23 protein-coding genes are annotated in these 22399 nt (G+C 44.7%); 11 read left to right on the top strand and 12 right to left on the bottom strand.

The window, feature by feature from the left end:
* The first annotated feature begins 219 nt into the window (after positions 1-219).
* From FAY30_RS25430 to FAY30_RS25410, 5 genes are all read left to right on the top strand, one after another.
* Complete coding sequence (locus tag FAY30_RS25430; protein WP_149872456.1) at positions 220-1416, top strand: ABC transporter substrate-binding protein; 1197 nt, start codon at positions 220-222, stop codon at positions 1414-1416.
* 85 nt (positions 1417-1501) lie between these two features.
* Entirely contained in the window at positions 1502-2383 is an 882-nt protein-coding gene (locus FAY30_RS25425) for a branched-chain amino acid ABC transporter permease (RefSeq protein WP_149872455.1), read from the top strand.
* Positions 2384-2399: 16 nt separating this feature from the next.
* Positions 2400-3353: a branched-chain amino acid ABC transporter permease gene (locus FAY30_RS25420; protein ID WP_149872454.1), complete on the top strand. Its 954-nt coding sequence runs from the start codon at positions 2400-2402 to the stop codon at positions 3351-3353.
* The gene (locus tag FAY30_RS25415; RefSeq protein WP_149872453.1) at positions 3350-4129 is read left to right on the top strand and encodes an ABC transporter ATP-binding protein; all 780 of its coding nucleotides are present in this window, start codon (positions 3350-3352) and stop codon (positions 4127-4129) included. The genes FAY30_RS25420 and FAY30_RS25415 overlap by 4 nt, the downstream gene beginning before the upstream one ends.
* Position 4130: 1 nt before the next feature.
* Positions 4131-4838, top strand: a complete 708-nt coding sequence (locus FAY30_RS25410; RefSeq protein ID WP_149872452.1) for an ABC transporter ATP-binding protein — start codon at positions 4131-4133, stop codon at positions 4836-4838.
* A gap of 41 nt (positions 4839-4879) precedes the next feature.
* On the opposite strand, the gene FAY30_RS25405 is transcribed toward FAY30_RS25410, so the two are convergent.
* Positions 4880-6688: a TIGR04190 family B12-binding domain/radical SAM domain protein gene (locus tag FAY30_RS25405; RefSeq protein WP_149872451.1), complete on the bottom strand. Its 1809-nt coding sequence runs from the start codon at positions 6686-6688 to the stop codon at positions 4880-4882.
* A 358-nt stretch (positions 6689-7046) separates the two neighbouring features.
* On the opposite strand from FAY30_RS25405, the gene ybaK reads away from it, so the two are divergent.
* Both ybaK and FAY30_RS25395 read left to right on the top strand, forming a co-directional pair.
* Positions 7047-7523: a Cys-tRNA(Pro) deacylase gene (gene ybaK / locus FAY30_RS25400; RefSeq protein ID WP_149872450.1), complete on the top strand. Its 477-nt coding sequence runs from the start codon at positions 7047-7049 to the stop codon at positions 7521-7523.
* Between the two features lie 155 nt (positions 7524-7678).
* A complete protein-coding gene (locus FAY30_RS25395; RefSeq protein ID WP_149872449.1) occupies positions 7679-8779 on the top strand; it encodes a PRK06851 family protein in 1101 nt (366 codons plus the stop codon).
* Positions 8780-8815: 36 nt separating this feature from the next.
* Here FAY30_RS25395 and FAY30_RS27385 read toward each other — a convergent pair whose 3' ends face one another.
* Positions 8816-8962: a hypothetical protein gene (locus FAY30_RS27385; RefSeq protein WP_190284775.1), complete on the bottom strand. Its 147-nt coding sequence runs from the start codon at positions 8960-8962 to the stop codon at positions 8816-8818.
* Between the two features lie 125 nt (positions 8963-9087).
* Here FAY30_RS27385 and FAY30_RS25390 point away from each other — a divergent pair, with 125 nt between their 5' ends.
* The 3 genes from FAY30_RS25390 (at position 9088) to FAY30_RS25380 (ending at position 11821) form a co-directional block, all read left to right on the top strand.
* On the top strand, positions 9088-9759 hold the full coding sequence (locus FAY30_RS25390) for a DNA alkylation repair protein (RefSeq protein ID WP_149872448.1): 672 nt from the start codon (positions 9088-9090) through the stop codon (positions 9757-9759).
* 112 nt (positions 9760-9871) lie between these two features.
* Entirely contained in the window at positions 9872-10726 is an 855-nt protein-coding gene (locus tag FAY30_RS25385; RefSeq protein WP_149872447.1) for a Cof-type HAD-IIB family hydrolase, read from the top strand.
* Between the two features lie 15 nt (positions 10727-10741).
* A complete protein-coding gene (locus FAY30_RS25380; RefSeq protein WP_149872446.1) occupies positions 10742-11821 on the top strand; it encodes a PQQ-dependent sugar dehydrogenase in 1080 nt (359 codons plus the stop codon).
* 228 nt (positions 11822-12049) lie between these two features.
* On the opposite strand, the gene FAY30_RS25375 is transcribed toward FAY30_RS25380, so the two are convergent.
* The 7 genes from FAY30_RS25375 to FAY30_RS25345 all read right to left on the bottom strand — a co-directional run bounded on the left by FAY30_RS25375 (position 12050) and on the right by FAY30_RS25345 (position 18721).
* Positions 12050-12952, bottom strand: coding sequence for a FixH family protein (locus FAY30_RS25375; protein ID WP_149872445.1), 903 nt, complete (start codon positions 12950-12952; stop codon positions 12050-12052).
* Complete coding sequence (locus FAY30_RS25370) at positions 12949-13626, bottom strand: ABC transporter ATP-binding protein (RefSeq protein ID WP_149872444.1); 678 nt, start codon at positions 13624-13626, stop codon at positions 12949-12951. The genes FAY30_RS25375 and FAY30_RS25370 overlap by 4 nt, the downstream gene beginning before the upstream one ends.
* Positions 13623-14420, bottom strand: coding sequence for an ABC transporter permease subunit (locus tag FAY30_RS25365; RefSeq protein WP_149872443.1), 798 nt, complete (start codon positions 14418-14420; stop codon positions 13623-13625). The genes FAY30_RS25370 and FAY30_RS25365 overlap by 4 nt, the downstream gene beginning before the upstream one ends.
* Positions 14384-15724 carry a nitrous oxide reductase family maturation protein NosD gene (gene nosD, locus FAY30_RS25360; protein ID WP_149872442.1) on the bottom strand — a complete coding sequence of 447 codons (1341 nt, stop codon included), beginning with the start codon at positions 15722-15724 and terminating at the stop codon, positions 14384-14386. The genes FAY30_RS25365 and nosD overlap by 37 nt, the downstream gene beginning before the upstream one ends.
* 1 nt (position 15725) lies before the next feature.
* A complete protein-coding gene (locus FAY30_RS25355; protein ID WP_317845673.1) occupies positions 15726-16295 on the bottom strand; it encodes a hypothetical protein in 570 nt (189 codons plus the stop codon).
* A gap of 87 nt (positions 16296-16382) precedes the next feature.
* Complete coding sequence (nosZ, locus tag FAY30_RS25350; RefSeq protein WP_149872441.1) at positions 16383-18248, bottom strand: Sec-dependent nitrous-oxide reductase; 1866 nt, start codon at positions 18246-18248, stop codon at positions 16383-16385.
* Positions 18249-18271: 23 nt separating this feature from the next.
* Entirely contained in the window at positions 18272-18721 is a 450-nt protein-coding gene (locus FAY30_RS25345; protein ID WP_149872440.1) for a cytochrome C, read from the bottom strand.
* 203 nt (positions 18722-18924) lie between these two features.
* On the opposite strand from FAY30_RS25345, the gene FAY30_RS25340 reads away from it, so the two are divergent.
* A complete protein-coding gene (locus FAY30_RS25340) occupies positions 18925-19731 on the top strand; it encodes a Crp/Fnr family transcriptional regulator (RefSeq protein ID WP_223821037.1) in 807 nt (268 codons plus the stop codon).
* Positions 19732-19940: 209 nt separating this feature from the next.
* Here the strand turns inward: FAY30_RS25340 and bshB2 are convergent, their stop codons facing one another.
* From bshB2 to pdxK, 3 genes are all read right to left on the bottom strand, one after another.
* Positions 19941-20612, bottom strand: coding sequence for a bacillithiol biosynthesis deacetylase BshB2 (gene bshB2 / locus FAY30_RS25335; protein WP_149872439.1), 672 nt, complete (start codon positions 20610-20612; stop codon positions 19941-19943).
* Positions 20613-20633: 21 nt separating this feature from the next.
* On the bottom strand, positions 20634-20981 hold the full coding sequence (locus tag FAY30_RS25330) for a YojF family protein (RefSeq protein ID WP_149872438.1): 348 nt from the start codon (positions 20979-20981) through the stop codon (positions 20634-20636).
* A 166-nt stretch (positions 20982-21147) separates the two neighbouring features.
* A complete protein-coding gene (gene pdxK, locus FAY30_RS25325; protein WP_149872437.1) occupies positions 21148-21984 on the bottom strand; it encodes a pyridoxine/pyridoxal/pyridoxamine kinase in 837 nt (278 codons plus the stop codon).
* Positions 21985-22399: the final 415 nt, after the last annotated feature.

Below are 22399 nucleotides of genomic sequence, written 5' to 3'. Positions count from 1 at the left end.
TACTGTAAAAGTAAATTCTTATTCTCTTTACTGGTATAAAGCGTAAAAGACTAGGAAAATAGCATTTTTTGTTATTTTCTAAATTATTTTAAAATAACTCGTAATTAGACTAGACGAACTTGAAAATATTATGTACAATGTTTTCAGAATATTATCTTTTTTTAAAACAGTAGCATAATTCTTTTTGGGAAAATTTTTAGAAAAACAGGGGGTATTGCCATGAGAAAGAAAAAAGTAGCTGGTATTTTCATGTCGTTTATGTTAGCGGCAGGTGTGATGGCAGGATGTGGTTCAACATCATCATCATCTTCTTCTAGTAATGGGGGGGACTCGGACAAAGGCGGTACGATTAAGATTGGTGCTAACCTTGAGCTTTCCGGTGGTGTAGCATCCTACGGTCAATCGATTAAAGAGGGGATTGATCTAGCGCTAGAGGAAATTAACAAAGAAGGCATTGACGGCAAGAAGTTACAGCTTGTTCCATTTGATAATAAGTCTGAGGCTCCGGAAGCGATTAACGGTGCAACGAAGCTGATCAGCCAAGATAAGGTTGTCGCCATTATCGGTGCAGCTACAAGCGGTAATACAAAAGCACAGATTGAAATTGCTCAAAGTAACGGCATTCCACTTTTGACACCGACAGGAACGGCTGAAGACGTGACAGTGAAAGACGGCAAATTAAGTGACTTCGTCTTCCGTACTTGCTTCATCGACCCATTCCAAGGGACAGTGGCAGCAAACTTTGCGACGAAAGACCTACAGGCAAAGACAGCAGCGATCTTCATTGACAGTGCAAGTGACTACTCTAAGGGTCTAGCTGCTTCCTTCAAAGAATTGTTTGAGAAGAAGGGCGGAAAAATTGTTAAGGAAGAGGCTTATGTAGCGAAGGATACGGACTTCCATGCCCAATTAACAAACATTAAAGGGAAAAGCCCTGATTTCATCTTCGTTCCTGGCTATTATGAAGAGGTTGGTCTAATTGTAAAGCAGGCTCGTGAATTAGGCATTACGGTTCCAATGATGGGTGCTGACGGCTGGGATTCTCCTAAACTAATTGAACTTGCCGGCAAGGATGCCTTAAACAATACGTTCATTACAAACCACTATTCTTCAGGTGACGATGACCAAAAGGTGCAAGATTTCGTAAAAGCATTTAAAGCAAAATACAAAGACAAGTCTCCGGATGCGTTCAACGCATTAGGTTATGACTCTGCTTATTTTATTGCTGACGCCATTAAGCGTGCCGGCAGCAGTGATTCAAAGAAAATCCAAAAGGCCTTGGCTGAAACAGACGGACTTGAGCTTGTAACAGGGAAAATGAAGCTTGACAAGAACCACAACCCAATCAAATCCGCTGTTATTCTAGAGTACAAAGATGGCGAGCAATCATTTAAAACGAAGGTAAGCCCTGAATAAAATACTAAGTGAATAGGGAGATGAGATGTCTCCCTATTCTGTTTTTTTAAAGATAGTCGAAGTCCCTTTCTAAGGAGTGTCTAACATGGAACAATTTATCCAGCAGCTGGTTAACGGGATTTCCCTTGGGAGTATTTATGCGTTGATCGCCCTTGGGTACACGATGGTTTACGGAATTGTTAAATTAATTAATTTTGCCCATGGGGATGTCTTCATGGTCGGTGCATTTATTGGCTTTTATTCTATTACTATACTAGATTTAGGATTTTTCCCGGCATTACTAATTTCCATGGCTGCCTGTGCCATCTTTGGCGTGTTAATTGAGCGGATTGCCTACAAGCCATTACGAAATGCCACAAGAATTGCCGCACTTATTACGGCGATTGGTGTATCACTTTTTATTGAGTACGGCACAATCTATATCCGCGGCGCCCAGCCGGAAGCTTATCCAAGCGGGATTGTTCCTTTAAAAAGTTTGGAGATTTTCGGTGTGAAAATTAGCGGTCAGTCCATTTTAATTTTAGCCGTATCGATTTTCTTAATGATTGTCCTGCAGTTTATCGTTCATAAAACCAAGATTGGCAAAGCGATGCGTGCCGTATCCCACGATATGGATGCCGCTAAATTGATGGGGATTAACGTGAATAACACGATCTCTGCTACTTTTGCCATTGGTTCAGCGCTTGCAGGTGCAGCCGGTGTGGTTTTCGGGATGTACTATACAAAAATTGAGCCCTTGATGGGAATTATACCGGGACTAAAGGCCTTCGTTGCCGCTGTCCTTGGCGGAATTGGGATTATCCCGGGGGCAATGGCCGGCGGATTATTATTGGGTGTGATTGAAGCCCTTGTCAGTGCGACTGGCGGCTCCCTATGGCGCGATGCCGTGGCCTTTATTGTTCTGATTCTGATTCTAATTTTCCGCCCTGCTGGCCTTTTTGGTAAAAATGTCAGGGAAAAGGTTTAGGGGGGTGCATGACGCGATGAATAGTGTAAAAAAAGCAAAAGGGTTTTGGGGCACAATGGCGGTAGTCATTATCTTTTCCGTAGTCACCCAATTCCTTATTAACGGTGGAACATTAAACTCCTTTTATGTCAATGCCATGTTTTCTATCGGCATCAATATTATCCTTGCCGCTTCACTTCATTTAATCATTGGGATTACCGGGCAGTTTTCGATTGGACATGCCGGCTTCCTTGCAGTTGGTGCGTATGCCTCAGCGATTGTGACAATGAAATTGGGGCTGCCTTTCCCGGTTGCGATCGTTGCTGCCGGTATAACCGCAGCGATTACCGGATTGATGATCGGGATTCCGACACTTAGGCTCCGGGGTGACTATCTTGCCATTGCCACGCTCGGCTTTGGAGAAATTGTCAGGATTGTCTTTTTAAATATTGATTATGTAGGCGGTGCGAGCGGTATGACCGTTTCCCACCTGACAACCTGGCCATGGCTGATTGCCTGTGTGGTGATCACGATTGTCGTGATTGTCAACTTCACCAACTCGACGCACGGACGAGCCTGTATTTCGATTCGTGAAAATGAGATTGCTGCAGATGCAATGGGGATCAATACGACGTTTTATAAAGTAATGGCCTTTGTGATTGGTGCTTTCTTTGCCGGTGTTGCCGGTGCCTTGCATGCCCATAACTTTTATATCATTCAGCCGACAAACTTTGGATTCTTAAAATCATTTGATATTTTAATCCTGGTGGTTATTGGCGGTTTGGGAAGTATGTCCGGCTCTGTTATTGCGGCGATTCTGTTAACGATTATTTCAACCTTCCTCTCCAATTATCCGGAGGTGCGGATGGTTATTTACAGCCTTGTGCTGGTTGTGATGATGCTTTTCCGCCCGCAGGGATTGATGGGAACGAAAGAAATCACCTCTTTCTTGAAAATCGGCAAATCTGGTAAAGGGAGGAGTGCAGCATGACGGCAAAAACACCGTTGCTTAAGGTAGAAAATGCCGGAATCCGTTTTGGCGGTTTGAAGGCAGTTTCCGATGTGAATGTAGAATTAAACCAGGGTGAGCTGGTCGGTTTAATTGGGCCTAATGGCGCAGGAAAAACGACCTTCTTTAACCTGTTAACCGGCGTTTATGTCCCGACCGAGGGCAGTATTTCCTTAGATGGTGAAAAATTAAACGGCCAGGCTCCCTATAAAATTAATCAAAAAGGAATTAGCCGAACGTTTCAAAACATTCGCTTGTTCAGTGATTTATCGGTGCTCGATAATGTAAAGGTCGCCTACCATTCGCTCGCAAAGCATTCGATCCTTAGCTCGATTTTCCGCCTTCCCTCCCATTTTTCCGGTGAGAAGGAAATGGAGGAAAAGGCGATTGAATTTTTGAAAATCTTCAAGCTTGATGGGGTGATGCATGAACAGGCAAAGAATCTGCCGTACGGTCAGCAGCGCCGCCTCGAAATTGCCCGGGCGCTGGCAGCCAATCCTAAATTATTGCTGCTCGATGAACCGGCTGCAGGGATGAATCCGCAGGAAACGGAAGAATTGATGAATTTAATTTCCTTGATTCGTGAAAAGTTTGACCTGACGATTCTTTTAATTGAACATGACATGCTCCTCGTCATGGGTGTATGTGAACGAATCTATGTCCTTGACCACGGCCAGTTGATTGCCGAAGGGACACCTGAGCAAATCAGAAATAACCCGAAAGTCATCGAGGCGTACCTCGGCGAGGAGGTTTCCTAATATGCTGAAAATAAATGATATCAATGTCTTCTATGGAAATATTCATGCATTGAAGGGCGTTTCCCTCGAGATCAATCAAGGGGAAATTGTGACCTTGATTGGTGCAAATGGTGCTGGGAAAAGTACATTGTTAAAAACAATTTCCGGTTTGCTGAAGCCGAAAAATGGGGACATTCTTTTTGAAAATGAGCATGTTGCCGGCAAGGTGGCGCAAGCGATTGTGAAAAGAGGGATATCACAGGTACCGGAAGGCCGCAGGGTGTTTGCCAACATGTCAGTGGAGGAAAACCTTGAGCTAGGTGCCTATTTACGGAAGGATAAAAAAGGCATCCGTGAAGACTTTGAAAAGGTGTATGGGCTGTTCCCCCGCCTTTACGAGCGCCGTAAGCAGTTGTCAGGAACGCTTTCAGGGGGTGAGCAGCAGATGCTCGCCATGGGCAGGGCATTGATGGCCAGACCGCGGTTATTGCTGTTAGACGAGCCTTCTATGGGTTTGGCGCCGTTATTAGTAAAGACCATCTTCCAAATTATTGAGGAAATCAATAAAACAGGAACAACGATTCTATTAGTCGAGCAAAATGCCAATATGGCGCTATCGATTGCCGACCGGGCCTATGTCATTGAGACCGGAAAAATCGTCGCTGCCGGTACGGCGGAAGAACTGAGTCAAAGCGATCAAATCAGAGCTGCCTATTTGGGAGGGCATTAAAAAGGTGTTGGGGAATGGCCCCAACACCTTTTCACATCTGCCTATATTTTTATTTTCCTTCGTTCCGGATCCAATTGGAATTGCTGCCGCCTTTGCGGGCTTAAGCGATGTCTGATTTTGATCATGTAATCTTCATAAAGCTGCTCGATGCCTACCATGGCAAGTGAAAAGAAGTTCGCATAATTCTTTTGAACCTCCCACTTTAACTCGTTCTTTCCGCAAATACTATATTTATTTAATTCCTCTATTTCCTTTTGGATGTTTGCCAGTTCAATAGCTTGTTCCGCCTCAGGAAGTGCCAGGACATGGTCGATCTTTTCAATATAGTCCATCGACTTCTTAATTTTTGCTTTGATTTCTTGATAGCCTTTCTGGTCGATCAGATTGTATTTTAGTTTAAAGTCATTGAGCTTTTCGGCTGCCTCGTAGGTGGAGTTGACAATATCATCGCGCGTCATATCCTTCGTTTCATAGCTGAGCATATGCTTCCACGATGGCTGGGTGATGGCCTTGCGGTGGTCCTCCAAGGTATGGCAGTATTTTTTATAGCCATGGATTTCCGGATGTTCAAAAGCCGGGCTTGCCGGATCAAGGAATGGTGCCAGCGGTGCAACGAAGTAATAGATTCTTGGATCCTTATGACAGGCAAGATGAATCGTTTCGCAAAAGTCAATATTTTCAATGGCACTTTCGTACGTCTGCCCCGGAATGCCGACCATAAAGAACAGGTCAATCTTTTTACAGCCATTTTTCAACGCGAAATTAAGTGTATTGATGACCTTTTCGTTCGTACAGCTAAACTTGCCGTTATAGCGTCTGATCTTCTCATCATGTGTTTCAAGGGTAATTTCAATGCTGTATTTTGGCACACTGTCATTCATCTGTTTGAAAAATTCTTCATCGGCATATTGGAATAATTCAAACACGATTTCATTTTTGAGATTAAGTTTTTTAAGGCGGCTAAAGAATTCACTTACATATTCACGTCCCCCCTGCCTTAGATCATGAAGGATGAAAATCGGTGCCCGGCTGAAGCGGGAAATAAACTGAATGTCCTCGACAAGCTTCTTCGGAGACCGTAAGGCCAGTGAATTGCGGTTGCAGTTTTGGTCATAGGCATCTCTTGAACCGCCGCAAATCAGGCAATTTTGCGTACAGCCGCGTGCGGTTAAGAGGGCCGTGTTCGGATATTGCAGCCAGCCATTGTATGGAAGCGGGTCAAGGAAGTTCCGGTATTTAAACACGGAGCGGATCGTGTAGCGATACCCCGGCACGTCAATATCATCCAAATCCTTTGGTACATACGTAATCGGGTTGCAGCCCACTTCGCTGCCCTTTTTCCACGTGAGGTTAGGGATATCAGCATAATGGGTATTGCCGGCCTCGATTTTGTTCATCAACAGGAGCATCAATTTTTCGGTAGAGTCGCCGCGCATGACGAAATCAATAAACGGGTATTCAATTAGCTCTTTATGATAATAGGTTGCGGACAGGCCTCCGAAAATGATTGGTGTTTCCGGATGGAGACGTTTAACTATTTTGGCAAGCTCAATGCTGCCATGGGCATGTGGCAGCCAATGCAGGTCAATCCCGAAGGCCTTCGTTTTGATGTTTTTCAGTTTTGCCTCGACATTGAAGGTTTCACTCATCAGCATCCGGTTGGCAATATTGATAATCTTCACCCGCAGCCCGTACCGCTCCAAATAATCAGCAATACTCGTCAAGCCAATTGGATACATTTCAAACACGGGCGATGACGGGACCACATCGCTGATCGGACCGGCAAGCAAGGAATTTTTTCGAAAGTCATATACACTCGGTGCATGTAACAGAACCAGGTCGTACTTCATAAAATCACCTCAAATTAGATTTGTGATATATTTCACAATTATTATGAAAATGTTGGAAAGTATTTTAAGATAGTTTAAGTTTACTATAATCATCGATTAAGAGAGTGACAAACGGGTGACAAATTTTGGGTGAATTTGTGTATAACTTTCAGCACTTGGGCTGGATGGAAAGTAAAGAGGTGAAAGTGGATAGTAAAACAAGATAAGTGGAAAGTAAAACAGAAAAACCGGAAAGTAAATGCCCAGAAGCGGACAGTAAAGTAAGATAACCGGAAAGTAAATCGGATGAACACGTAAAAAGGGGGTAAATTTTGGTACAATTATTGAAAATAACGCCTGAAAAAGAGGGATGGTCAAAATGGCACAAGCAAAAACAAATGCAATGCGTACTTTGGAGGCAAAAAAGGTCAGCTATGAAATGCTTACATATGAAAATAAAGATGGAAAAATTGACGGAATTTCCGTTGCGGAGAAAATTGGAAGAAATGTGAAGGAGGTATATAAAACACTCGTCGCACAGGGGCATAGCAAGACAATCTATGTCTTTGTGATCCCTGTTGCCGAAGAACTGGACCTAAAAAAGGCGGCTAAGGCGGCAGGTGAAAAAAATCTCGAGATGATTCCGGTGAAGGACATTCAAAAATGGACAGGCTACATCCGCGGCGGCTGCTCACCAATTGGCATGAAAAAGGAATATAAAACCTTTATCGATGAAAGCTGCCGGCAGATTGACTCCATTGTTGTCAGCGCCGGAAAAATTGGCGTGCAAATTGTGCTCGCACCAAAGAGTTTACAGGAACTAACGAAAGCGGATATTATCGATGTCGTGAAATAGGAAATTCCCCTAGGCACTCACCCATAAATGGCAAACGCATAAGATAAGATTAGAAAAGCGGAAGCGCCCGTTTAGCGAAGTACACTAGCCGCTGGGCGCTGGAGCTAGACAGTAATCAAATTAGAAAGTGTTTAGCTAAAAGGGAGTGTTGAAAAGTGGCAGGGAAAGTGAAAAATTATTTTGCCGGCGGGAATACGGCAAGAGGCTTTCATAGTCTGTATGAATCCAACCTTCAAGGATTCGACCGCATATTTATTCTAAAGGGCGGCCCTGGAACAGGCAAATCATCACTGATGAAGAAAATTGGCCAGGAGTGGATCGAGCTCGGGTTTAATATCGAATTCCTTCATTGTGCTTCTGATAATAATTCCATTGATGGTGTGCTGATCCCAAGTTTAAAGGTGGGAATTGTCGACGGTACAGCCCCGCATGTGATTGAACCGAAGGCGCCCGGTGCCGTGGAAGAATATATTAACCTGGGTGAAGCCTGGAATGCCCGCGCCCTAAGTGTACAAAAAAATGTCATTCAAAAGTTAACCGATCAAATCAGTGAGTCATACCAAAAGGCATATGCGACCTTTAAGGAAGCGTTGGAAGTCCATGATGATTGGGAAAAAATTTATATTAACAGTATGGATTTTAAAAAGGCCGATCAATTAACGAACAAATTAATTGACAGCTTTTTTGGAAAGATGAAATTGAATAAGACCTCGGATGTGCGCCATCGCTTCTTGGGGGCAGCAACGCCGATGGGTGCGGTCGATTTCGTTCCCAATTTGACGGAGGAGATTCCGAAGCGCTACTTCATTAAAGGGCGCCCCGGTTCTGGGAAATCAACGATGTTAAAGAAGCTGGCGGCCGCCGCTGAACAGCGCGGTGTCGATCTCGAAATCTACCATTGCGGCTTTGACCCGCACAGCCTCGATATGTTGATTTTACGCGAGCTTGGAATTGCGATTTTCGATAGTACCGCGCCGCATGAATATTTCCCAAGCCGGGATGGGGACGAAATTATTGATATGTATGAGATTCTGATTGAGCCGGGAACGGACGACATTTTTGCCGAGATTATTAGTAAAATTGCCGCGAAATATAAAAGCAAAATGACCGAAGCAACAGGCTACCTTGCCAAGGCAAAAGCGCTGCATGATGAGCTGGAGGAAATTTATGTGGCGGCGATGGACTTTTCCGTCGTGGAAAAGATTCAGGGCAGGATTGCCGCGGAAATAAAAGAATTGGCGAATGCCAAGGGTTAATAAAAGGGGTGCCGGAAATGATCCGGCGCCCCTAATTTATTTTTGCTTCTTTTTCTGGGTGTGATTATTTTGGTTCCCTTTGCTGTTATCGCCGCTGACAAATTCTGTCGCAAATTCTGCCTCAGCATGCCCTGCCCCTGGTGAGTTTTGATTGCGGCTGCCTTTATTGAATTTCTTGGTCATCGTGTTTCCCTCCTTTTTGCGCTAATGTTAGTGTGGCAACAGGGATTTTGTTTATACGGTCTATTTAAAGGAGAAAATGGAAGAAAGTAGAACTAAGTATGTAAGACTTGTTGAGAGGATGAATGATGATGACATCCAGCATTGATTTTTTAACAAAGCTGTTTATGGAAAATCGCAATCAGGCAGATGCCGAACCCATGCAGAGATATATGAAAGACCATTTTCCATTCTTAGGAATCAAGTCCCCTTTACGAAAGGAATGTGAAAAGCAATTTTTTAAGGCAACGGGGATTTTAAAGGAGCCGTTTAACAGGGAGTTAGTAAAAGAGCTTTGGGGGAAAAATGAAAGAGAATTCCAATACACGGCCCTGACTTATTTGGAAAAAATGATGAACAAGCTGCGAAAGGAAGATTTGCCCTTCATGGAGGAGCTGATTACGACAAAATCATGGTGGGACACCGTTGATGCAATTTCTCCAAAGCCAGTCGGGAAAATTGCTGAGAAGTTTCCCGAGGTGGTGGCGGAAACCATTGACGGCTGGGCAGTTCATGACAATATGTGGCTTAGACGGGCGGCGCTGCTTTTTCAATTAAGGTATAAACAGAGGACGAACGAGGAGCGGCTCTATCACTACATACGGCAAAACACCGAAAGTAAGGAATTTTTTATCCAAAAGGCAATTGGCTGGGCCCTGCGTGAATACTCAAAGACAAATCCGGCGTCGGTGAAGGAGTTTATCGAGGGACAGGCCCTTGCACCACTAAGTGTCCGCGAAGGCAGCAAGTACTTGGATTGAGCTTCATGCTAATAATGTTTGCCAGTTCATGGTAGAATGGCACTAACGATAAAAGCGAAAGCGCCTAGGCGCTTTCGCTAGACAGTTATCAAATTTCGTAGAGGTGAGCAGCATGATTAAAATGATTGCATCTGACATGGATGGAACATTATTAAATTCAGTTCAACAAATTAGTGAGGAAAATAAAGCGGCCATTTTAAAAGCACAGGCACAAGGTGTCGAATTTGTTGTGGCAACGGGCCGGTCCTATCAGGAGGCTACCTATGTTTTAGGAGAGGCAGGTCTGAAGTGCCCGATTATTTGTGTGAACGGTGCGGAGGTTCGTTCGAAGGAAGGAGAAATTCTATCTGCCACGCCGATCTCGAAACAATTGGCGCGTGAGGTGGCCGCAACGCTACGCGATTTGGATGTGTATTTTGAGGTCTATACGGATCAAGGGGCCCGTACGGTCGATGCGAATAAGGCGGTTAATGTCCTTGTCGATATTGTGATGAGTGCCAATCCTGAGGCTGACCGCGATGAAATCACCTATGTAGCCGGGGCAAGATTGCGTGACGGCTTGGTCGAAGTCATCGATGATTATGAAATTCTGTTTGCTGACGAACATATTCAACTCTATAAGATGCTGGTCTTCTCCTTTGATGCGGAAAAATTGGCTGCTGCCAATACCGCACTCGCTGCTTTTGAGGATCTCGCTGTTGCGGCATCAGGGGATGAAAATTTGGAAATTACCCATAAGCAGGCGCAAAAAGGGATTGCCCTTGAATACTTGGCTGAGGCTAGCGGAATTGATATTTCCGAGACGATGGCAATCGGTGACAATTTTAATGATGTATCCATGTTTGAACGTGCAGGCAGAGCGATTGCCATGGGAAATGCCAGCTTTGAAATCAAGGCATTATGTGACGACATTACCGATACAAATAACGAACATGGTGTGGCAAAGGCAATTTTAGAAGTGTTATAGGAGGGGTAGGCGTTTATGTACCGGGTTGGCTCCGTTATACTCGTGTTGATGCTGCTGGTTTCGGGCTGTTCTTTTTTTGAAAAAGAAGAGAAGGCGGATGAGGCGGTTGTTGATCATCCGAATGTGGAAGTGCTGGCTGAAAAGCTCTCTGTACCGTGGTCAATTGAAAGGTTAGGGGAAACCTTCTATCTCAGTGAACGAACTGGGAGCATCGTCAAGATTGAGAATGGTAAAATGGAACGCCAGCGTGTACGGTTGGAAAAGCCGTTGGCGCAGGCGGCTGAGGCCGGATTATTAGGTTTTGTGCTGGATCCTGACTTTGCCGGTAACCAACGGGCGTTTGCTTATTATACATATTCCGATGCGGATGACGGCGGCGACGGGCAATTTAACCGTGTTGTTGTGTTGCGGTTTAGCGGCGGTATGTGGACGGAGGAGCAGATTCTTCTCGACCGCATCCCAAGTGCCGCCTACCACCATGGCGGTCGGATGAAGATTGGACCAGATGGAAAATTGTATATTACGACAGGTGATGCAACGACGCCTTCTGTGGCGCAAGAGCTGAATTCGATAAATGGAAAAATTTTAAGGATGAATCTGGACGGGTCGATTCCGGCAGATAACCCGTTTCCGAATTCCTATGTGTACAGCTATGGCCACCGTAATCCCCAGGGGCTGGTGTGGGTTGACGGTAAGTTGTATGCGAGTGAGCACGGGCAGTCGGCCCATGATGAAATCAACCGGATTTCGGCCGGCATGAACTATGGCTGGCCGGTGATTCAAGGTAAGGAGCGGAAGGCAGGAATGGTGATGCCTTTGTTTGAATCCGGTGATGTGGAAACATGGGCGCCCTCGGGCATGGCGGAAGCCGGCGGAAAGCTCTATGTGGCGACGTTAAGAGGAAATGCGGTCCGCGAGTTTGATTTGGAAAAGAATGAGACTCGGGCGGTGATTAGTGGTTTGGGCAGAATCCGGGACGTGTTCGTTGAGGGCGATTATTTATATTTTATCAGCAACAACACCGACGGCCGGGGGAATCCGGATGAAACAGACGATAAGCTGTATCGGGTGCTGCTGGGGGATTTAAAAAATTAGTCTTAGGTAAGGCGGATAGAATGGCAAAACGCTGATAGAAACACGTTATCCGCTGATAGGAGCCAGCTAAGCGCTGATTAAAATAACTTATCCGCTGATAGGAGCCAGCTAAGCGCTGATTAAAATAACTTATCCGCTGATAGACGCCAGCTAAGCGCTGATTAAAACAGCTTTTCCGCTGATAGGCGGCCGCTATCCGCTAATTAACCTGCAAACAAAAGAAACTCCCTAAAGAATTTCAATCTTTAAGGAGTTGACTTGGGAGACGAGGAGTTCTTCGTATTGTTTTTGTGCCTGGAAGTAGACTTCCTGCTCACCCATCGTGGGATTTTCCTTTTTCACCTTTTCAATCATATCTTTTTGCACCTTTTGCGATAATACAATCAACTCATACTGCTGCTTTTCGGTTGCCCAAAACGAATCCTCGCCGTACTCGCTGATTAGCTTTTTTGCTGATTCGTAGCCGTTGTATTGCTCTCGGGCTTTCTCTAAAGCGGCATCCACTTCGGCAGGAGCTGCTTTATGGCCCTTTTCTTCTGCCAGCATCGCCATCGAGCGGAGGCGGATAATTTGTGTGAGCAGCTGATTTTTATCATCGGCTGCTTTTTCCTGTGATTCTAAATAAGCAAGTTCTTCGCGAAGCTGTTCACCAGTATACTTTTGCTGAGCGGATTCTTTATTAATCGCCAGCTGTAGCTGGTTAATGAACTTATAAAAGGCAACATCTTCATTGGTGATCCACTCACCGTTAATGGTGGCGACCCCCTTCGCCTTCACTACGTTGATGTCCATGATCGTTTCAGCCTTTTCACCGTCTTTTTCCAGTGTAAAGGCAACTTCGTACTTCCCGTTCATCGGAAGCGCCACCTCACCGGAATAGCTGCCGTCTTTCCCCTCTGCTAATTTCACATCGGTTGTACCATGATCCATATTGGCCATCGAAAATTCTGCAGAAACATCGAGCCCTTTAACGGACTTTTTCCCTTCGGTTACTTTAATTTCAAATGGTGCCGCTGTATCCTTTTGGTAGTAAAGCTCTTTTGTTACTTTAACCGTGTAATCAGGCCCTGACCCACAGCCGGCCAGCATCGCAATCACCAGCAGCACCGCGAACAACAGTCGTTTTTTCATGGTCTCATACCCCCTAAATGATGTGTCTCTAAAAATTCTTCAACCGTGTATTTCTCCATTTTTCCCTCATTTAAATAGACGACATGGGTACAGATCTGGCGGATTTCATCCAGATGGTGTGAGGAGAGTAAAATCGTTTTATCATGCAGGGAACGAAGTACCTCCAGGATTTCCTTTCTTCCCATCGGGTCAATGCCGCTTGTCGGTTCATCCAAAATCAAAATACTTGAATCCTGATAAAGGGTAATCGCGAGGCCGAGGCGCTGCAGCATCCCTTTTGAATACGATTTAACCTGCACGAGGCGGTCGTCCCACAGGCTGACTGAACGCAACACCTGTTCCATTCGCGCCGCATCTGCCATTCCGGAAACCGCCTCTGCAAAAAAGGTCATATTCTCTAAGCCAGTCAGCATCGGATAGAGCATAAATTTTTCGGGCAAATAGGCAATCGCCTTTTTCCATGCATCATTTTTTTTGCTAACTTCCGCTCCGTTAATCGCAATCGAGCCTTGCTTCAAGGGCAACAACCCAAGCAAACTATTAATAAACGTCGATTTGCCTGCGCCGTTGCGGCCGACCAGCGCGCAAATTTCATGTTTGCCGATCTCAATCGTGACTGAATCTAGGACCTTCTTTTTCCCGAAGGATTGGTTTAACCCCGTTACTTTAATCATTCATACCCCTCCTTCCGGTTAAAGGCAATCGCTGTGCCAAAGGAAACGGCGAGCCAGATGATGAGATTTCCCAGTAAAAAGAACACCGGCTTCGTCCACATGAACTTCTCCAATAGCCTTGACATATGGCCGAAGGAGTACACGCCCATCCCGGTTTCTAAGAACATCCTGACGGCCTGAAGCGGATTTAAAAAGTAGGCCGCTGAAAATAGTTTCACATTTTCATGGGTGACATCCGGTAAAAACGACAGCAGGATAAAATCATGCAAGAAGAAAAAGTAAAACCAGACAAAAATCGTATAGCCGATAATCTGCATCCTTGAGCGGCTAAAGCTCCCGATCGCTGCTCCCATTTGCAAGAAGACAAGGCTCAGGCAGATGATCGATGCGACAAAGATCAGATAGCTTTTGAAATCGATCGCAAAATTAAATTTTAGCAGGAAGAGATAGAAGAAAAACCAGATCAATAGCGGAACGAGTACAACGACATACAGGCCAAGGCTTTTCCGCACCAGGAAGCTGGCATAATTGTCTTTTTTCGTTAACAGCATGATTAATGTTTTTTGTTCCTTTTCCTGAAAGATCGAAAAGGCGCCGATAAATAAGCAGAGAATCGGGATAAAATAAATGATTGTGTCGAAAAGATTGATTAAGAGAACATAAAAGCCTTTATCAAATGAAAGGACAGAGGAACGAAATAGTATACTGATTGAAATGAGAACAATGATGCTGACGCTAAGCCATAGTCCTTTTCCTCTTATGTTTTCCTTCCATTCCTTCCAAATGTAATGCATAGTTGATGTCTCCCCTTTAGTAAAATCAATCCCGCAGCAAGCCCTGCCACAACAAACCAAATGACTTTTGAGCTGCCTTTCGCGGCTGCCAGCGGGTGCGGATCCTTAAACATGATTTCATCGTTATTCAGTGTTGCGTTTATTTTTTCATAGATGGTGATGGCAGGGCTTTTTAAAAAAAAGCTGGTTAATTCTTGCTCCTCAATCAGCTGATGGAGCGAAGAGTGATAGATGACTGGGAAATCCCCGATACCGTCCTGATTTAAATCGGTGAGCGGGAACGCGCCGCCCCAGTCATTGCCCTTGCCGTTCTTGCTCCAGGTATTTCGTTCCCCCTGTCCGCCAAGGGTAACGGCCGGAATCGTGTTTTCCGATAGCTTATTCATGGTAAAGCTTTGGTCATTGGAACTGGCCCAAAGCTCAATCCCAATCTGGTTTTGGATCATGCGGTTGCCCTTAATCGTGTTTCTGGTTGCCTGGTCGATGTACAGGCCGCGCTGGTTCATGTAGAACGTATTATGAGCTATATAATTATCATTGGCCTGCAGGAGCAGTAGGCCGAATGATTGATTTCCATAGTTAACGATAAATTGATTATCTTCCAGCTTCAGCTGATTCGAGTTCATGATGGCTGCACCGCCTTGATTCATGGTGAAAATATTTCGTTTAAAAATATTCTCATCAGAATACATGTAATGTAAGCCATACCGGGTGTTACTGATATTATTTTCATAGCTGTGGTTGTTGTTGGCATAATCAAAGAACATCCCGTCACGGGTGCCATCAATTGTATTGTGTTCCAGCAGGTTATCATTTGCGTAATAAATGTGAAGCCCATTTCCCTGGGCGGCAATTTCGCCTTTGCCCAGCCCTTTAATATCGTTGTAGCGGATTTTATTATGGTGTGCCTGGCTTAGATAAATCCCGTGAAAGGAATGGCGGATCCTGATGTGTTCAACGGTATTGTTGTTTGTGTAAATCTTGATAGCGGCATATTCCTCGGCCGAGTTCCGGTTCATACTTCCATGGGTCACTGTCAGCTTGCTCAGCTTCACATTTGGCGCTTTAACGGAAATGACGTTCCCGGTTCCGTCTCCTTTAATCACGGTTTTCTCCGAGCCAATCATCGTCAGCGGTTTATGAATGACAATATTGCCCTCATATGTTTTATTTTCAAGCTGTAAGACCGCCCCCTCTTTCATGGAGTCGATCAGTGCCTGCAAGCTTTCGGCTGCCATATATTTTTCTGGTTTTACCAAGATAAAAAGAGAAAAAAGAAAGATTAGGAGCGTTAATTTTTTCATGTTACTTTCGATCCTTCCATAGCGGAATCAGTAATAGTATAAACGCGGCAATCAGGAGATAGGCCCCGATGCCGAGAACACTGTTTGTGACAAAGTTGGCGACTGTATTATGCCCGATAATCGGCGGTACAAATGGGTCAATCTTAATCGGTGCATCCGGGCTTAAATTCGTTCCGAAATCATGTAGCGCTTTTCTGAGATCGAGAACGCCGATGATCCCGCCAATGGTGAGCAAGCCAATCAACCCATAGAGAACGGATTTTTTTCTTAGAATGGCGGTGATTAGCGTAAGCACGACTAATCCCCCGACAAGATAGATTAAATAACCCAGTTCAGGGAAGTTCTCTTCACTAAAGTTTGCCATGCCGATGTAGTGGTTCAGGCCGTTGACAATGTCAATTTCGCCTTCGAGTTTATTCGGATACACAATGATATTTAACCCCTCCGGATATTGCGGGGCAAAGAAAATCATTTTCCACCACGGGAAGAAAATCGACACCACCATCAGGATGGCTGAAAGGGCAATAAGTATAGAAGAGACAGCAGATAATTTGTTTCTCTTGGCATTCAAGTTAACCACTCCTTTTATAGTGAAAACATTTGATAAGAGAGATGGGTATCAAGTTTGTGAAATTGATACCCATCGCCTGCCAACATATTAATTCTTAGGTTTAACCAGGAAGTAACCGGTCATTTCCTGATGCAGGGCAGAGCAGAAGTTTGTACAATACATCGGATAGGTTCCGGCCTTATCGGCAATAAATTTCAATGTGTTCGTCTGTCCAGGCTGTACTTCCATGTTTAAGTTATAGCTGTTGATGGCAAATCCGTGCGTGATATCCTCATCGAAGTCAATATTGGTTAAATGGATTGTGACTTCATCGCCCTCATTGACTTCAATCACGTCAGGGCGCTTCGCTTTGGCGTCAAAGATAAATTTTGACCGCATCGCAATGCCGTAGACATCGACTTTGTTGCCATTCCGGACAATCCGCGCGTCGTCTTTCTTGTAGACGGCTTCTTTGTTCTTTTCATCTTTCGGATAGACCTCAATCGGGTTCAGCTTATCGGCTTTAATGATCTGCGCATAGTGTGGCTCAGGGTTCACCGGTGCCGATTGAATCACCTTCATCTTGCCGCTGATATCAATTAACTGCATCGATTCAGGGTGTGAGGGGCCAACAGATAAGTAGCTGTCCTTGGCAATTTTATTTAAAGCAATCAGCCATTTTCCATCAGGTGCAACCGTGTCGCCTTCAGCTGCGACAGAGTGTCCCGGGGAATATTGAACAGGAACACGGTCTAAAGTTTTACCTGTTTTCGGATCCCATTTCACAATTTCAGAAGAAATGAACATCGTTGTGTAAGCCATTCCTTTGTCATCAAACTGGGTATGAAGCGGTCCAAGGGCATTTTCAGGGTTGACTTCTCGTTCCATGACAGATTCATATTTTAATATCGGAATCCCATTGCGGTCACCGGCAAAGTCTTGTTTTTCCACTGCCTTAAATGCCTTTTCAAATGAGAAGACCGTCATTGAAGGGGCAAGCTTACCGGAAGCGATGAAGTGTTTACCGTCCGGTGCGACATCCACGCCATGCGGTGATTTTGCAACCGGTACTAAATAAATGCCGCCCTTTTGTTTTTCAGGGAAAATCATCTTTTGACCGCCAACATCCTCGTACTTGCCTTCCTTGACCATTTGCTCAAGCTCTTTCCAGTTAAAAAGAACAATATAGTCACGGTCAGCCTGTGAAGCGTTGATTTCAAGGTTGGTTGTCGCTTCTTCTGTGTTGTAAGTCGTCATAACTGCCCAGTCTGCAGAGCCTTTTTTCCCGGCATCGGAAAGGTCATAGGACCATGGCGGAAGGGCAACCTGGTAGGCGATATTGAGTTTTTGATTGTTTTGGTCAAATGTGACGGCACTCATTACACCGCGGTATTTTGTGCTGTAGTCGTCAAGTGATTCATATTTTTGCTCGAGCGGCACAGCGAATCGGGTAGGCAGGAACATATACTCCGTATTTTCTGTGACGAACGCCGCGCAGTGCGGGCCGCTTGTATTTGGCACTTTAATTATGTCTTTGACGGTAAAGGTTTTTAAATCCATGGCCGCTGCCCGGCTGTTGCCGACATCTGTTGCAAACATGTATTTTCCGTCATAATCGCCTTTTGTTTCCGAGAAGGCCGGATGGTGCAGGTCGCCCCATGTGTAATCACCCATCAATTTCTTCGAGTGCTCATCAAAACCGTAACCGGTCGCAGAATCAGGCGAGAATACAGGCACTGTCCGTATGTGACGCATCGACGGAACACCGTAAATAAACATTTGTCCGGAGTGACCGCCGGAAGCGAATAAATAGTAATCATCCTTTTGCCCGAATGGCACATATACCTTTTCTGCGTCGCTCTTGTTGCTAGAAGCTGCTTCTGTGCCCGTTTTTGCGGAAAAATCTGCAAACGAGATTGTGGCGGCAACAAAGCCGGCCAGTAAGCCAGAAGCGATTGGAATCCATTTTTTCATTCCATTTACACCACCCTATGTGCTTATTTTTCAGATGCTTGTTTAAGCATGTCTAATACTTGCTGAAGTTCGTCATCTGTTAATGGGTTTCCGCCAATTACACCTGACATAACCGCTGATGTCGGTTCTTTTAAGAATTCTTCAATCGGTTTCCCATGCTTTCCTTCGACATTTTCAAATGCCTTAGATAGGTCAGGTCCTGTTGCACCGCCTTTTAAATTAAGTGCTTCAACGCTGTGGCAGCCAAGGCATCCCTTTTGATTAAGGATATTGTCATCGCTGACTGAAGCCGTCGTGGATTCTGCCTTCTCCGAATCCTTCGTTTCTTCTTTCGCTTGAGTTGGTTCGCTTGATTCTGTCTGAGCCACTTGCGGATCGTTTCCGGATTTTCCCATCATGACATCAAACACTACATAACCAATACCAAAGCCAAGCAAGGCACTGATAACAAAGCTAATCAATACTTTTTGCAATGTTGCCCCTCCTTTTTGTCTAATGAACACCTTCATCCTAAATGCTTGACAATGGGAAATTTGTGATGTTCCGCACACTTTTTTAGCAATTTTTGAACGTTCTGTGAAGGGAGATGGGAGACATTAGATAATTGCGGGGTTTGAAAAATTGAACGTTTTGTGAATCTCATCACTTCATCACCGGATAAAGTGGTTTACAATTGATGGTAACTATCGTCTATTTGGGAAATGCCAAACGCAAATGTGAGAATGGGGTGGTGGAAATGATGAATCAAGCGGATTACCTGAATGATCCAAACTTTGCCGTCTATAAGGGGGCAAAACATAGAGACTTACTAAAAAAGATTGTCATCTTCAAGGACTTATCCGATAAGTCACTTCGTGTGATTGAAAAGCGCATCCAGACATTCGAGTTCAAAAAGGGGAAACAGATTATTGCGGAGGACGAAGCAGCCAAAGGGGTGTACTTTGTCGCTTCCGGGACGGTAAAACTGACAAAGCAGGATGAGAACGGAAATGAAATCATTGTCTGTATCAAGCAAAAAGGGGATATCTTCGCGGAGGCCTGCTTATTTACCAGAAAGACAGAGTACTATCCGGCGACAGCGGTGATGCTGCAGGACGGGGAGATTCTTTATTTGGATAAGCATGAACTGGAACAGGATTTATTTAACCATCCTGAGCTTGCGATGCAAATGATTTGTTATATGAGTGATGCTTTGAGGGAAATGACGTCCCAGCTGCGGGATGTTGCCCTGCTGGATGTGTATGCGAAGACTGTGAAGAATCTGGAGCGGCTAGGGAATAAATTTAATACCGGAAAAAACCGCTGGGAAATTGAAATTCCTTTAACGGTGCAAGAATTTGCGACCGTTGTCGGAACCACGAGAGAAAGCGTCAGCCGCGTGTTTTCGAAATTGAAAAAAGATGGCATTATTGATTTGAAGTCGAGGAAAATCGTTATTCTTGATTTGTGCTCGCTGTGTACCCTGCTGCATCGGGAATACTGAATTTTAAAGTTGGACGTTACTGTCGGATACATCGTATTTACTGTCGGATAGGTTGACGTTACTGTCGGATAAGCCGTGTTCACTGTCGTATAAGAGGGCATTACTGTCGGATACAAAGTAATTACTGTCAACTAGCCTATTATTATTCAAAAAGCTAGTTAGTTTAAATAGCTAAAAAAGAAAAAAGGCCCTTCGCAAGTGAAGGGCTTCTACTCTGTAAACTGATATGTCCAAAACCGTTCGTTATTGATCCATACCATGACTTGCGGGTCTTGATTTTTCAACTTCTCTTCCATGTCTTTGAACATCTGCTCTGTCTGTGAGCGGTGTGCTTGAATGGCAGCGAGCTTTGTTTGGTTGACAGGGGTAATATCGTTGATGATGTCCGCCTCTCCAAGCTCCTCGACACAATTATTGGAGAAGGCTACACAGTGTAAGGTCGGCCTTGCGGCGGCAGGTATTTTCCCAACAGCCCTTACGACCGCCGCACCGGTGGCGTCATGGTCAGGATGGACCGAGTAGCCGGGATAAAACGTGATGATTAGGGATGGATTCACCTCATCGATCAGCGCTGATATCGTATTTGTCATGAAATCTTCATCTTCAAATTCAATCGTTTTATCGCGGAAGCCAAGCATGCGGAGATCCTGGATGCCTAAGACCCGTGCCGCTTCCTTTAATTCTTCTTTTCTAATTTTTGGAAGGTTTTCCCGATTGGTAAACGGGGGATTTCCCATGTTGCGTCCCATTTCCCCTAAGGTTAAACAAGCATATGTAACAGGGGTTCCATTGTTAACATGGGTCGCAATCGTTCCGGATACACCAAAAGCTTCATCATCAGGATGCGGGAACACAACCAAAACATGGCGTTCTTTCTTCATCGACCATTCTCCTTCCCAGCTTTATTCAAAAGGCGTACTGCTAATCTCCAATGCAACCGCCAATTTTCCATTATAATCGTGGCCGGCTAATAATAGATGGTTCTCTTCATCAATTTCGAAGTGCGTAAGGCCCTCGGCGTAGATCCAGCCAAGGTTTATTTTCAGACCGACACGGAAAGGACCGTTTCCGGTGATTTTCCCTAGTTCATAGCGGACAAGCGCATTCCGGATGTAGGCTCCGGCAGAGAAGAAAGCTTGGTCATGATGGGAGGCATAGGCACCATTGGTTGTTTCCAGGTGAATATAGACATCTTTATTCGCAAAGCCGTTGATGGCTTCTTGGACACGGCTAGTCTCAATTAACTGCAAATCGGACAACTCCTTTCCCACAAAACAATCTATAAACTATTCTTATTTAATAATGTATCTATCATACTAAAATTAGTAAAAAAATGCGAAATCATTGCTTGCAGAAAATGCCGGTATGCCTGATGGAAAAAGAGCCAAATCCATTGATTGGCTCTTTTCTCATTATTTATTCACAATCCTCGCAATACTCGGTTGCCTTTTTAAGGCCGCGGTAAGCGCCATGCCAAGTTGGTCCGACAAATTCATTTAAACGGAAGCCTTGCTGGATGGCCGCAGTAATAAAGCCCTTCGCGACATCAACCGCTTCATAAACGGATTTTCCTTTGGCAAGTTCAGCGGTAATCGCTGACGAATACGTACAGCCAGCACCATGAGTATAGGTGGTTTCGAGCTTTTCCGATTCGTAAATTCTGAATTCTTTTCCATCATAAAGGAGGTCAATGGCTTTATCTTCAGAATGAAGCTTGCCGCCGCCTTTGATTAACACAAATTTTGCACCTTGGTCGAAAATTTTGACCGCAGCTTCTTTCATTTCTGCAACCGTATGCGGTGTTTTCATTCCCGCAAGCTGTCCTGCTTCAAACAGATTTGGCGTAACCACGAGGGCGCGCGGTAAAAGGAATTCACGCATCGCGTCCGTTGTTTCCGGATGCAAGGCCTCATCTTCGCCCTTACACACCATTACCGGGTCAATGACCACTCGCTCCAGTTTATTCTCATCGATTTTTCGAGCTGCCAGTTCAATGATTTCAACAGTCCCAAGCATCCCGGTTTTCATCGCGTCAATGCCGACGGACAGGATGGTGTTGATTTGCGTTTCAAGTGTACTCACTTCAAGTGGAAACACGCTGTGGTGCCAATCCTTTGGATCCATTGTTACAATCGTTGTAAGGGCAGTCATCCCATAGACACCAAGCTCCTGGAACGTTTTTAAATCTGCTTGAATTCCAGCCCCGCCGCTCGTATCAGAGCCGGCAATCGTCATTACTTTATTAATCGTCATTATGTAGCCCTCCTTCTAAAAAACCTCCTTATTATTATAAAACATTTTTAGGAAATTAACAGAAATAAAGAGGGCAATCGATAATAGTTGACAGAAAAATGACAATTCCCCTATTTTTACTATTTCCAAGCATTTTGCGTGATAAATATTACTTTCAGAAAACGTGAAGAATCGTACGATGAACATAAATAGGATGCTTCTTTGGAGTGTAACCGCTTACCATGGGCCGATCAATGATTCGATTACTTATGGGATCTTTCAGTTTCGCAAAATTGTTGGAAATTTGACACAAACTTGAAAAAGGTTAGCAATCACCCACCTTTTATCAGTAGAAATGCGTTCCGTGCAGCAAATCGTCCTGTTTCATTAGCTACCATTTTTCGACAATGTGACAAATGTCGCTGAGTGCAATTGG

Source organism: Bacillus sp. S3, from assembly GCF_005154805.1.
GTDB lineage: Bacteria > Bacillota > Bacilli > Bacillales > Cytobacillaceae > Neobacillus.
This window is presented reverse-complemented; position numbering and strand designations above follow the sequence as displayed.